Annotated in this window: 13 protein-coding genes; 8 read left to right on the top strand and 5 right to left on the bottom strand. The window is 75.6% G+C overall.

Translation table 11 applies throughout. The annotated features are described in order from the left end of the window. The first annotated feature begins 177 nt into the window (after positions 1-177). The 4 genes from F1D97_RS03955 (at position 178) to F1D97_RS03940 (ending at position 6,318) form a co-directional block, all read left to right on the top strand. Positions 178-612 (top strand): hypothetical protein, encoded by a 435-nt coding sequence (locus F1D97_RS03955; RefSeq protein ID WP_236122422.1) that lies wholly within the window; start codon positions 178-180, stop codon positions 610-612. Positions 613-647: 35 nt separating this feature from the next. Beyond that, positions 648-2,183: an alpha-N-arabinofuranosidase gene (locus F1D97_RS03950; protein ID WP_236122421.1), complete on the top strand. Its 1,536-nt coding sequence runs from the start codon at positions 648-650 to the stop codon at positions 2,181-2,183. Between the two features lie 64 nt (positions 2,184-2,247). Beyond that, complete coding sequence (locus tag F1D97_RS03945; protein ID WP_236122420.1) at positions 2,248-4,917, top strand: helix-turn-helix transcriptional regulator; 2,670 nt, start codon at positions 2,248-2,250, stop codon at positions 4,915-4,917. A gap of 870 nt (positions 4,918-5,787) precedes the next feature. Next, positions 5,788-6,318: a DUF4334 domain-containing protein gene (locus tag F1D97_RS03940; RefSeq protein ID WP_236122419.1), complete on the top strand. Its 531-nt coding sequence runs from the start codon at positions 5,788-5,790 to the stop codon at positions 6,316-6,318. Between the two features lie 202 nt (positions 6,319-6,520). Here F1D97_RS03940 and F1D97_RS03935 read toward each other — a convergent pair whose 3' ends face one another. The 3 genes from F1D97_RS03935 to F1D97_RS03925 all read right to left on the bottom strand — a co-directional run bounded on the left by F1D97_RS03935 (position 6,521) and on the right by F1D97_RS03925 (position 8,766). Next, entirely contained in the window at positions 6,521-7,033 is a 513-nt protein-coding gene (locus tag F1D97_RS03935) for a GNAT family N-acetyltransferase (protein ID WP_236122418.1), read from the bottom strand. A 287-nt stretch (positions 7,034-7,320) separates the two neighbouring features. Then, positions 7,321-7,638 (bottom strand): cupin domain-containing protein, encoded by a 318-nt coding sequence (locus F1D97_RS03930; RefSeq protein ID WP_236122417.1) that lies wholly within the window; start codon positions 7,636-7,638, stop codon positions 7,321-7,323. Between the two features lie 366 nt (positions 7,639-8,004). Continuing rightward, complete coding sequence (locus F1D97_RS03925; RefSeq protein WP_236122416.1) at positions 8,005-8,766, bottom strand: hypothetical protein; 762 nt, start codon at positions 8,764-8,766, stop codon at positions 8,005-8,007. A gap of 177 nt (positions 8,767-8,943) precedes the next feature. Between F1D97_RS03925 and F1D97_RS03920 the strand changes: the two genes are divergently transcribed. The 4 genes from F1D97_RS03920 (at position 8,944) to F1D97_RS03905 (ending at position 11,812) form a co-directional block, all read left to right on the top strand. Continuing rightward, positions 8,944-9,636 (top strand): hypothetical protein, encoded by a 693-nt coding sequence (locus F1D97_RS03920; protein ID WP_236122415.1) that lies wholly within the window; start codon positions 8,944-8,946, stop codon positions 9,634-9,636. Beyond that, a complete protein-coding gene (locus F1D97_RS03915; RefSeq protein WP_236122414.1) occupies positions 9,633-9,998 on the top strand; it encodes a hypothetical protein in 366 nt (121 codons plus the stop codon). Before F1D97_RS03920 ends, F1D97_RS03915 begins: the two co-directional genes overlap by 4 nt. Positions 9,999-10,020: 22 nt before the next feature. Beyond that, positions 10,021-10,791: a hypothetical protein gene (locus F1D97_RS03910; protein ID WP_236122413.1), complete on the top strand. Its 771-nt coding sequence runs from the start codon at positions 10,021-10,023 to the stop codon at positions 10,789-10,791. Between the two features lie 73 nt (positions 10,792-10,864). Continuing rightward, complete coding sequence (locus F1D97_RS03905; RefSeq protein WP_236122412.1) at positions 10,865-11,812, top strand: leucine-rich repeat domain-containing protein; 948 nt, start codon at positions 10,865-10,867, stop codon at positions 11,810-11,812. A gap of 33 nt (positions 11,813-11,845) precedes the next feature. Here the strand turns inward: F1D97_RS03905 and F1D97_RS03900 are convergent, their stop codons facing one another. Both F1D97_RS03900 and F1D97_RS03895 read right to left on the bottom strand, forming a co-directional pair. Then, positions 11,846-12,301 carry a nitroreductase/quinone reductase family protein gene (locus F1D97_RS03900; protein WP_236122411.1) on the bottom strand — a complete coding sequence of 152 codons (456 nt, stop codon included), beginning with the start codon at positions 12,299-12,301 and terminating at the stop codon, positions 11,846-11,848. A gap of 38 nt (positions 12,302-12,339) precedes the next feature. Further along, positions 12,340-12,516 carry a CstA-like transporter-associated (seleno)protein gene (locus F1D97_RS03895; RefSeq protein WP_236122410.1) on the bottom strand — a complete coding sequence of 59 codons (177 nt, stop codon included), beginning with the start codon at positions 12,514-12,516 and terminating at the stop codon, positions 12,340-12,342. Positions 12,517-12,526: the final 10 nt, after the last annotated feature.

Here is a 12,526-nt window from a genome sequence, read left to right as displayed (position 1 = left end):
CCGCCACGTCCGTGCCGGGACCTGGCGAACGGAGCAGCATCCCAGGCGAAGGCCGGTGCGTCTACTACCTCTTGACCCCCGCATGGCCTGCCGCATACCGCGCGTGCGGGGCGCGCGACGAACTTCACCCGAGCGGAGGACAGGCCGGGGGTCGGGCCGACGTGGTCTGCTGGGACCGTGACGGTCTACGACGACGAGCGCGCGGCGTACGACGAGGCGGCGCACTGGTTCGCGACGACGACGCGGCTCGCCGCCGGCCGCTGGACGGAGCCCGGGCTCGGTGAGTGGGACGTGCGCGCGCTCGTCGGGCACACGTCGCGCGCGCTGCTGACCGTCGAGGCGTACCTCGCGAACCCCGCGCCCGCGGTCGAGGTCGCGACGACCGCCGACTACTACGCCGCGACGCGGGCGGCGACCACCGGCCCGCAGGTCGCGCAGCGCGGCCGCGACGCCGGTGCGGCGCTCGGCGCACCCGCGGAACCACCCCCGTCCGCCGCCGCGAGCGCGTTGCGCGTCCTGTCGGCGCTCGCCGTGCAGGGCCGAGCCGCGGGTGCCCTGCTGCTCGCGGCCACGGGACGCGGACCTTTACCGGATCAGTTCTCGATCCTCTGACCGGAAGCACCTCGCGCATCCACCAGAATGCGTGCATGGCCAGCGCCGACCACCATCCCACCGCCGTCATCGACCTCGACCTGCCCGGTCCGCGCATCTCGCGTCACGTGTACGGGCACTTCGCCGAGCACCTGGGCCGGTGCATCTACGGCGGGTTCTGGGTCGGCGAGGACTCCCCGGTGCCCCACGTGCGGGGCATCCGTTCCGACGTGGTCGAGGCGCTGCGCGCGCTGCAGATCCCGAACCTGCGCTGGCCGGGCGGGTGCTTCGCCGACGACTACCACTGGCGCGACGGCATCGGCCCGCGCGACCAGCGCCCCCGGATGGTCAACTCCCACTGGGGCGACGTCGTCGAGGACAACTCCTTCGGCACGCACGAGTTCATGGACCTGTGCGAGCTGCTCGGCGCCGACCCGTACGTCTCCGGGAACGTCGGGTCCGGCACGGTCCGCGAGATGAGCGAGTGGATCGAGTACCTCACGCGCGCCGACGACTCCCCGATGGCCGCGCTGCGCCGCGAGAACGGCCGCGACGAGCCGTGGCGCGTGCCGTACTGGGGCATCGGCAACGAGGCGTGGGGCTGCGGCGGCAACCTGCGCGCCGAGCAGTTCGCGTCCCTCGCACGGCAGTACGCGACGTACGTGCGCGACCACGGCGACAACACCGTCTACCGCATCGCTGCCGGCGCCGACTCCGACGACCTGCACTGGACCGAGGCGCTCATGCGCTCGTTCGACGAGGCCGAGCTGTCCGGCGAGCGGCCCACGCCGTTCCAGGCGCTGTCGCTGCACTACTACACGATGACCGGCACGTGGTCCGCGAAGGGCTCGGCCACGCAGTTCACGACCGACGAGTGGTACCTCGCGCTCGCGAAGGCCGCGCACATGGAGACGCTCCTGCAGCGGCACTCCACCGTGATGGACCGCTACGACCCGCAGCGGCGCGTCGGGCTCGTCGTCGACGAGTGGGGCACGTGGTGGGACGTCGAGCCCGGCACCAACCCCGGGTTCCTGTACCAGCAGAACACGCTGCGCGACGCGCTCGTCGCGTCCACCCACCTCGACGCGTTCCACCGGCACGCCGACCGCGTGGTCATGGCGAACATCGCCCAGACCGTCAACGTGCTGCAGGCGATGCTGCTGACCGACCCCGACACGGGCGCGCTGGTCCGCACCCCGACGTACCACGTGTTCGCGATGAGCACCGGCCACCACGACGCGGACGCGCTCGCGGTGCACCTGCGGGACGTGCCGGGCATCGCGACCGGTGGCACGGACCTGCCGCTCGTCTCCGCGTCCGCGTCCACGCGCGGCGACACGGCCCTCGTGTCGCTCTCGCACCTGGACGCGGCCGAGACCCGCACGCTCGTCGTCGACCTGCGCGGACGCGACGTCACGGGCGTGTCCGCGCAGGTGCTGACCGCCGACCGCGTCGACGCGCACAACACGCCCGACACGCTCGACGCCGTCGCCCCGCGCCCGCACGACGACGCCGTGCGCCCCCACCCGCGCGGCCTCGAGGTGACCCTGCCGCCCGCGAGCTTCGTGACGCTGACGCTGGACCTCGCCTGACCCGACACGCCCTTCACTCTTTCGGGTGAGCGCATCCGGGGTCGGCAGGCGGATACTGAGCCCGATGACGGCCGATGTGCCGCCGTCCGTGGTCAGCGGCGGCGAGGGGGCGGTCGGAGCGCCGACGACGGCGTGGCCCCGGGTGCCCGAGGGCGCGGTCGTGCGCACGCGGCTGCTCGACCGGCTGGACCGGGTCGACCCCGTGGGCGTGCTCCGCGCGGCGCCGGGGCTCGGGCGCACGCTCCTGGCGGCGCACTGGGCGCAGCGGCAGCACGAGCGCGGCCGGGTGGTCGTGTGGGTCGCGGGCACCGGACGCCGTGACCGCCCGCCGCTCACGTGGACCGCGGTGCGCGACGCCCTCGCCGCGGCTCTGCGCCACGCCGGCACCGACGTCCCCGACGACCCCGACCCCGGCCGGCTCGCCGCGGCCGTCGACTCCCGCGACGCACCCGTGGTGCTCGTCGTCGACGACGCCGACGACCTCGCGGCACCCGACGACGTCGACGCGCTGACCCGGCTCGTGACGGCCGCGCACGGCCTGCGCACCCTGCTCGTCACCGGCACCCGGTTCCCGCTGCGCCCGCCCGCCGCCCGGCACCCCGTGGCCGCGGCGCTCGACGACCGGCTCGACGTCACGACCTTCGCGACGCGCGACCTCGCGTTCACCGCCGACGAGCTCCGAGAGGCCGCGGCGTCCTGGGGGCACCCCGTCGACGACCGCATGCTCACGTGCCTGCTCGACCTCGTCGGCGGGTGGCCCGCGCTGGCGCGCACCGTCCTCGACGACACCGGGCCGGACGACGAGGAGCCGGCCACCGCCGCGGTCCGCGCGTTCGTCCGCGACGTGGTGCTCCCCGACGTCACCGACGCGCCCCTGCTCGACTCCGCGATGCTCCTCGCCGTGCCCGTGGACCTCACCGAGCACACCGCGCAGATCGTGCTCGACCTCGCGCGCCGCCACGACCTCTCCCCCGTGCCCGACCCGCTCCTGCCGCTCGAGGCCGTCGGGGTCGTCAACCGCCTGCCGGCCGTCCGCGACACGCCGCAACGCTGGGCCGTGCCCGCCGTGTGGCGCGACGAGCTGCGCGCGCGGCTCGCCGAGAAGCACCCCGCGCTCGTCGTCGACGCGCACCGCGCTCTCGCGCAGGACGCGCTCGCCGCCCACCCGCCCGACGCCCGCCGCGCCGTCGAGCACGCCGCGCTCGCGCAGGACTGGACGCTCCTGGAGAGCGTGTGGCTCGAGTTCGGCACGTACCTGGTGGCCACGGGCGGCGCGCCCGTCGGCGCCTGGTACGCCAAGATCCCCGACCAGGTCGCGGCGTCCTCGAGCATCCTCGCGATGGCACGGTCCGTCGCGCGCCGCGGCGGCATCTCGCAGGACGACGCCGGTGCGCTGGTGCTGCGCCTCATGACGGAGCTCGGCACGCTCGCGCTCGAGGGCGCGTGGCGCAGCCGCAGCCCCCAGGGCCGCTGGACGGCGGCCGCCGCCGCGCTCGTCGCAGCCCGCGCGCGCGGCGACCTGCGGCGCGCGATGACCGTGCTGCGCGACACCGAGGTCGCCGCGGCGCGGGCCGGCAACGGCGGTGCGGCGACCCGGTCCTACTGGTGGTTCCTGGTGCAGGCCGGGCGCACCGCGCTGCTCGACGGCGACGTCGGTGCGGCCGTCGAGCTGCCCGCGCGCGCGTTCGCGCTCGCCGACCCGTACCGCGCGCCCGACATCCTCGCCGCCGCCGCCGCGCACGTCGCGCTCGTGCACGCGCTCGACGGCTCGCTCGTCGAGGCCGACCGCTGGCTGGTGCGGCACGACGAGGTGCTCGACCCCGACTGGAGTCCGCGCGTGCGGGACGGCGCCGCGGACGTCGCGCGCGCCATCGTCGCCACCGACCGCCTCGACCTGCCCGCCCTCGACGACGCGCTCTCGCGCGCCACCGACGTCGCGCCCTCGCCCGACGTGACGTGGCCGTTCCTCGTGCGCGCCCGCGTGCGGCGCGCCGTGCTGTTCGGCGACCCCGAGATCGGGCTCGCGCAGCTCGAGCAGATGGAACGCTCGCACCACGTGTGGCTCTCGCAGCCCGGGCTCGTGCACCGCATCTCGCTGCGCGTGCGCGCCGAGCTGCTGCTCGCGCTCGGCGAGTTCCACCGCGTCGCCGACCTCCTGCAGGAGACCGACCCGACCGGGGTGTGGGGCGACGTGCCGCGCGCCCGCTGGCTGCTGCTCACGGGCGACCCGCAGCGCGCGCTGCGGGCCGCGACCGTCGGCGGACGACGACGCCGTGTCAACCTCGCCGACCGGTTCGACCTGTGGGTGCTCGAGGCGTGGGCCGCGCACGAGGTGGGCCGCACCGAGCAGGCGGTCCACGCGTTCGCGTCCGCGCAGCGGCACGCGCGCGAGCACGGAACGCTGCGCGCGTTCGCGCACCTGCCGGCGTCCGTGCGCGACGACCTCGCCGCCCAGACCGGCCGGCCGTTCGACGACGCGGCCCGCGCACGGTTCGCGACCATCGGCCGCGTCGTGCCCGACCCGGGCACGCTCGTGCCGTTGACGCCCCGCGAGCGCGCCGTCCTGCAGCTGCTCGCGCAGCACGAGACCAACCGGCAGGTCGCCGACGCGCTCACCGTCTCGGTCAACACCGTCCGCAAGCAGGTGCTGAGCATCTACACCAAGCTCGGCGTGCACGACCGCACCGAGGCGCTGCGCCGCGCGCACGAGCTGGGGCTCCTGGGCGCCGGCTGACGCCGGCTGCGGGCGGCCCGTGCGAGCCGCCGCTCGGGTCGCAGGGTGAGGCCGGCCCGGCCGGAGGGGTGGACCGGCCGGACCGGCTCGTGGGTGAGCCGCGACGAGGCGGGATGTGCGGGCCCGCCCCGCCGCGGCCCGGTTCAGGGGGCGGCCGTGAAGCCGCGCGTCGGGGGATGGACGCCGTGGCGACCGTTGTCAGCGGTGCGGTCGCCACGGCGTTCTCCCGGGCACCGGGGTGCGAGCAGGCCGCGGTCCCGGCGGGAGTCGAGGTGCCACGGAGGTCCGACCAGGGCGCTGACGGCCGACCCGACCGTCGCCGTCGACCGCCCTGCGCAGCGGCGCGGGTGGCATCCGCCCCGCTGCGGTACGGGCACGCACTCTGCGGCCCGCCGTCGGTGGGCCGGCGCGGACCCGACCGCGACGCCGACCCGGTGAGGAGTCATGAGGCGGCCTGCGGGATGTGCGTGCCGCGCGCTGCGCGACTGCCGGAGCGTGCTGCTCACGGGCGACTCCCTTCGGCTCGATGCGGCCGCACCGACGCGGCCAGGTCCTGCTTACGGCCCGCCGCCACGGGCTTCACGCCGATCCGGGACTTTGGTCCTGCGCATGGTCCACCTCGCCCGGCGACCCCGAACGCCTCCTGACCGGCCCGAGCGCGTTCTCTCGACCCTCTTCCGACGTCCTGTCGGCCCCGCGAGGGCCCTCTCGCCTCCGCCGTCCACGACGACGACCCCGCCATCGCTCCGGGAGTCCGGCGTGGGAACCAGAGGAACGGCGGGGTCGGCCGCTGCTCGCCGCGCGTCGTCGGACCGCCCGTCGCGGGCGGGCACGCGCTTCAATGGGCGGACCACCGTCCCGGGGAGCCGCATGAGCCACGCCGACGACCTCGCCGCGCTCGAGCCGCGCTGCACGCTCACCGACGCACTCGCGCTGTTCGACGCGCTGCCCGCGGTCACCACGCGCGACGTGCACGGCCGGTGGCGCGGCCGCGAGCTCGCCACCGGGCACCCGTGGGACGGCGTGCTGCGCGCCGCGGGCTGGTGGGGCAAGGACCTGCACGACGACGAGGGCGTGCACCCGCTGCTCATGGCCGGCCGCCGCGGGCCGTTCCCGCTCGAGCCGCGGCTCGTGCCGCTGCAGCTCGTCGGACGCACGCCCCTGGTCGCGGTGCACGCCGCCCGCCGCGTGCTGCGCGTCGCGGAGCCGCTCGTCCGTGCCCGCACGCCCGGCGCGCGGCTGCGGGAGATCACCGTGCGCGGCGTGACGAGCGCGGCGATGGTCTACGACCACCTGCCGGTCGTCGACTCGTTCCGCCGGGTCGACGACCGCACGCTCCTGGGCCTCATGGACGCCCGACCGGCGCCGCGCCCGTTCCTCTTCGTCCTCACCCGCCCTTGACCCGCCGCTCCCCGACCCCGCCATCGCTCCGGCCATGACCGCTCGGAGCCGGAGCAACCGCGGGGTCGGCCACTGGTTCCTCCGCGACCCCGTCGTCGCTCCGGGTATGGCGGCTCGGAGCCGGAGCAACCGCGGGGTCGGCCCCAGGGGGCCGCTCGTCCGGGGGTCGTCCGGGGGTCGACCGGGGGTCGACCGGGTCGGATCAGGGGAGGGGGCGTTGCATGAGGACGACGACGAAGCCCGGGCGGTCGGTCCGCGCGACCTCCTGGAAGCCCCACGAGCGGTACACGTCGTCGAGGTGCTCGTTCGACGCGCGATGGTCCAGCCGCAGCCACTGCGCGCCCGCCGCGCGGGCCCGCCCGTCCGCCCACTCCGCGAGCGCCCGCCCGAGCCCCGTGCCGGAGGCGCGCCGCGCCACCATCAGCCCGTGCACGTACAGCGCGGGCGTGTCGTCCTCTCCCCAGTAGTCGACGTCCGGGCTCACGAGCCGCAGACAGCCGCGCAGCCCCTCGTCGTCGTGCAGCACCCACCACTGCCCGTCGGCGACCTGCGCCGCGATCCGCTCGGCCGGCAGCGACCCCACGGGCCACTGGTCCAGCCCGCGCGCGGCCATCCAGTCCTCGAGCGAGCGTCGCAGCGCGTGGATCGCGACGACGTCGTCGGCCCGGGCCGGGCGCGGATCCACGGTCGGGTGCGGGCGGATCGGTCCGGTCACGGCTCCCGACGATAGGGCCAGGCCGGACGGGACGCGACGGGGATCAGACCGGCTGCGGCACCGCGAGCACCCGGCGGCGCGGGCGGGTACGGACCGTACGGCCCTGGGGGCTGCGGCTGCCCCGGGTACTGGCCCGACTGGTAAGGACCCGGCTGCTTCGGCTCGTGCGGTGTGCCCCGCATGACCCGCGACCCTACGGCCCCCGAGCCGCGCCGCGCAGCCGGTTGCGCGGGTCGGTGACCCGACCGACGACCCCGACCGGACCGGCTCGTCGGCCGCAGCGTGCGTCAGTCGGTGCGCTGGCTGGGGTCGAGGCTCGTGACCGTGGTGAGGAGGAACACCGAGTCCTCGAGCGCGAGGACCGCGTGGCGCTCGTGCGTGAGGACGGTGAGGTGCCCGGCGGCGACCTCGGACTCGTCGAGCCCGGTCACGCGGACGCGTCCGACGAGCACCTGCAGGCTCGCCGCGGGCGGTGAGTTGTGCTCGGCGAGCTCCGAGCCCGCCACGAGGGCGATCACCGACTGCCGCAGCACGCCGTCGTGCACGACGATCTGCGCGTCCCGGCCGTGCGCGGACGCCCGCGCCGCGTCGAGTCGCTGTGCCACGGCCTCCCCGAGATCCGTCACGAGCCCTCCCCGATCGGTCCTGCGACCCTCGTCGCCGCTGATGACCCCACCTTGCCGGTTCAGCGCGGAGTCGGCACGACGACCGCTCCGGACGGACCGCGCCGCGTCGTCGTCCGCCGCGCGAAGGGCCGGACGAAGCGGGCGTACCGCCTGTCGTTCTCCTCCTGCGCCGCGAGCGCACCGCAAGCGCACGGCGTGACGTGCGTGGACGACAGCCGGTCGTACGGGGGGACGTCGCGCGCCTCGGCGCGGCGCAGGTCGACGGGCGGCGGGGGCGGGGTCGTCGGTCCGGTCACGCCTCCCGACGACAGGTGCGCGCCGGACGGGACGCGACGGGCGCGGGCGTCAGAACGGCTGCGGACCGGCGACCACCCGGCGGCGCGCCCGCGCGCGCACGACCCACCAGATGACGCCCCCGACCGTCAGCCCGAACCCGATCACGCCGAGCGCGATCGCGAGGAACACGCCGCCGACGGTCCCGAAGACCCCCGAGATGAACCCCGCGAAGTCCGGCCCCTCGACGAGCACGACCTGCGCGTCCGGCGTGGTCGCCTCCGGAACGGTGAGCGTGTACTCCCCCGCCTCCAGGACGCTGAACCCCGCGACGAGGACCGCGCGGTTGCCGCCCATCGTCGCGGTGCCGTCGATCGCCGACTGCTCGCCGGTGATCGTCGTGCCGTCCGGCCCGGTGAGCTGTGCGACCCCGACGAGGCTCGCATCGTGCTCGTCGGACGGGACCACGAGATACAGGTGGTGGTAGCCGGCCGCGAGCTGCGCGGTCGTCGTCCCCGGCGCCGACGTGGAGGCGACCGAGGCCGAGCCGGGCCCACCGCCCGCGTCGAGTACGCCGAGCGGGACGATCGACAGGAACGTCCGCACGACGAGGACCGCGACGACCACCGCCGCGACCAGCAGGAACGCGCCGATCCCGGTCAGGACCACCGGCCCCACGAGCGAGGTGCGAGCGGGCGGTCGCGGCGCGGGCGGGTACGGCCCGTACGGTCCGTACGGGCCGGGGGGTTGCGGCTGGCCGGCGTACGGCTGACCCGGGTACGGGTGACCCGGGTACTGGCCCGGCTGCTGCGGTTCGTGCGGTGCGGCCCCCATGACCCGCGACCCTACGGCCACGGGGACGCGTCCCGCAGCGGTTCGCCCGGATTCGTCCGTGACCCGGACGGGCGGTACACGATCGGTCGAACCTCCTGTGGACAGCACCACGAACCGGACATCCCGCCCTGTAGGTTGGCGGCGCCGGCGACGAGAACGGCACGACGAGGGGGCTTCGTGGGACCGACTCCGAGCTGGGCACGCGACACCGCGCCCGCGCAGGCGGACGCACCGACGGGTCTCTTCTCGCGCATCGCCGCGGAGCCCGGCGAGGTCATCCGCGGGCAGGACCCGGACGGCCTCGTCACGGTCGGCCGGGACCTCGCCGGCGCGGTCGTCGAGGTGCGCCTGGCGGACGGTTGGCGCACCCGCGCGAGCGCGACGACCCTCGGCGGGCACGTCACGCGCGCGCACCAGGCGTCCGGCCTGGAGTACCTGCGCCGACGGTTCGCGGCGTCGCGCGGCGAGGCCGCGTCCGTCCCGGTCCCGCGGCAGGCGCAGCCCGCGGTCGCCCCGGCGACGTACTCGTCCGACGAGCTGCTCGAGGCGCTCACGGCGCAGGAGGAGGAGCAGCCCCGCCTCGAGGCGGCGCAGGCGCGACGGCTCGCCCCGCGCCAGGTGTCCGACCCCGAGGGCTGGATCACCGCGACGGTCGTCGGGGAGAACGTCCAGGCCCTCGAGATCGACGCCCTGCGGCTGCGGGTCGTGCCGGACGCGGGCGTCGAGCAGGCGCTGGTGCGCGTGTACGCGAGGGCCGCGGCGGCCGCCGCCGAGGAGGAGCGCGCGTTCGCGCAGGAGTTCCCGGCGACCGCACGGCTCGCCGAGATGAGCGCCGCCATCCAGCAGGCGCGGACGGGAGGACGGTCATGACGGGTGACACCGGGTTCCGGGTCGACTCCGCGCTGCTGCGCGCGGAGGCCGCGCGGTGGGACGAGATCGCCGCGACGTTCTCGGCGGGGGTGCGGACGCTCGACGACGACACCGACGTCTTCCTCTGGTACCTCGACAGCATCACGGCCGAGACCGAGTGGCAGCACGAGTTCGTGACGTCCGCGGTGGAGCTCCACAACTTCGCCCTGCGCGGGCGGGACCGCATCGCGGGCGCCCCGTACATCGGGATCGCGGGCGTCGCCGCCGTCCTGCGGGCGATGGCGGACGCCTACGACGCGGCCGACGACGACGCGAAGGTGACGTTCCAGCGCGGCTGGGACGACGCGCTCGGCGCCCGCTGACCGACGAGACGAACGGACGACCGTGAGCACACCCGCGCCGCTGCCTCCCCGATCCGAGTACGACGCCCAGGTCGCCGCCCACGCGGCCGACGTCGCCACGTTGGGCAACCAGCCCTCGGCGGCCGTCGGCGAGGCGAACAGGAGCCTGGAGAACCTGAGCTGGTGGGACAAGCTCTGGGAGTGGTTCACCGACCTGGTGGACGACATCCAGCGCAAGCTCGAGGAGTTCGCCACGAAGGTGAACGACTTCTTCGTCACGATCGACGGCCTCGACCAGGGCAACCCGTACGCGCTGTACGCGGCGGGCGAGGGCTACCTCACCGCGCAGCGCACGTTCAGCGGGCTCGACTCGTCGTTCAACGCGTGGAACCTCAAGGCGCTCGACGCGTGGGAGGGCCCGGCGGGCAGCACGTACGCCGCCTCGGTCCCCGTGCAGGCCGCGGCCGTCGCGCGCCTCGCCTCCTGGTGCGGGTCGGTGGGCGAGATCCTCATGGACCACTCGCGCAACGTGGTCAACGAGTTCCTGGCGATGCGCGCGATCATGCGCGACAAGCTCCGGTCGATCACGGCGGCCGTGACCTCGCTGGCGGTCGTGGACCCGGTGAAGCTCGCGGACACCATCGAGAAGCTCATCGGGCTCACGATCGAGATCATCGCGGCCGTCGACGAGATGAAGACCGCGTTCGAGCAGTGGGCCAACGCGTCGCTGCGGTCGATCGACTCGCTCAAGGCGGCGATGGCCGACCAGACCGGCACGCACAACGGGGAGTGGCCCGAGTTTGTCCGCGCCTGAGCTCGACACCCGTCCGGCCCCGTCCGGCGGTCCCCGTTCGCGTCGTCGACGGCGGCCGCGCGCCGTGGGGCTGGTGCTCGCTGCGCTCGTGGTGCTCGCGGCGGTGGTGGGGGTCGTCGTCGCGAACGCGCAGCGCGACCGTCCGGTCGAGCTCGTCGCGCTCGACGAGACGTTCTCCGACGAGGGCCTGCGAGGCTGCGTCGCGCAGACCCTCGGGGTCGGCGCGACCGCGTCGGTCCCGCGGGACGATCTCGCGGGCCTCACCGTGCTGAGCTGCAGCTTCCCGGAGCCCGACGTGATCTCGCTCGAGGGTCTGCGGCACCTGGCCAGGCTCGAGGACCTGTCCCTCGTGGGCACGTCGGCCTCGACGATCGGCCGGGCGAGCAACCTCCCCCGTCTGAAGCACCTCAGCCTCACCGCGACCGGGATCCGCGACCTGTCCCAGCTCACCGCCCTGCCCGCGCTCACGTCGTTGAGCCTGGCCGACCCGTGCTGGGACATCGGGGAGCCGTACGACCTGGACGCGCTCGCCGAGGTGGACTCGCTCACCGAGCTGAGCCTCGACTGCCTCGACGTGCCGGACCTCGCACCGGTGGGGCGGCTGACCGGGCTGACGCAGCTGTCCCTCGGGGCGCTGACCACGCGGGACCTGCGCCCGCTGAGCGCGCTCACGTCCGTCGAGGTCCTGGTGATCAGCGAGCTGCCGGGCGCCGACCTCCAGCCGCTGAGCGGGCTCACGTCGCTGCGCGCGGTGCGGGTCGAGGACATGGGGAAGGTCGACCTCACGCCGTTCGCCGACCTGCGCGAGCTCGTCTCCGTCGCCGTGCTCAGGAGCGAGGTCGCGGACCTCACGCCCGTCGCGTCGTTGCCCGAGCTCAGCATCCTCGACCTCTCGTGGTCGACGGTCGGCTCCCTGGGTCCGCTCGCGGAGCTCCCCGCGCTCGACCAGCTCCGGCTCGTCGACACGGTCGCTCCGGCCGTCGACTCGATCACGCTCGACGGCGTCGAGATCCACCGCTGACCGCCCGGGCGGCACGCCGGGGTGCCGGGTGCGTCAGCGCGGCGCCAGGACGACGACCGCGCTGGGCACCCCGCGCCGCGCCTCGAACCCGTCGACGCGCCACTCGACCTGCGACCACCGGGCCCGCAGCCGCTCCCGCTCGGGACCGGTCGCCTCGTGCGCCCGCACGGCGAGGGAGCGCCCCGGGAGCGTGACGGTCGCGTCGGGGTGCGCGCGGAGGTTGAGCAGCCAGGCGGGCTCGCCCGCGGCCCAGCCGTTCGTCTCGAGCACCACGAGGTCACCCCCGTCCTCGAGGTAGCTGAGGATCACGTCGCGGGGCTCGCCCGTGCGCCGCCCCGTCGTCGTGAGCCGGAGCGTCCCCCACCGGTCGGGGCGTGCTCGCCACAGCCCGACGCGTCCGCGGGTCGCGCGCAGCAGGGCACGGTGCACGGCCCAGACGGACCGCACGACCGCGTGCGGCGGCAGCCAGGGTGCTCGCTCGTCGGGCACGCGTCCACCCTCTCGCGCGGGGCGCCGACCTGTCGGCGTCAGCAGCAGCTCTCGTGCGCGGTGTGCTCGCGCGCGTCGTCGCGGGCCCGCCACCACTGCGCGCGCGTGAGCGGCGGGTGGTCCGCTCCCGCGTGCGCGGCGACGTACCGGTCGTACGCGGCCTCGCCGGTGAGCTCGCGCACGTACCAGCGCACGCCCGCGAGGGCTCGGCGCACGCGCGCGCCC

The sequence above is a fragment of the Cellulomonas palmilytica genome (assembly GCF_021590045.1).
Lineage (GTDB): Bacteria > Actinomycetota > Actinomycetes > Actinomycetales > Cellulomonadaceae > Cellulomonas > Cellulomonas palmilytica.
Note: the sequence above shows the minus strand (reverse complement) of the source record. Positions and strands in the feature narration are given on the sequence as shown.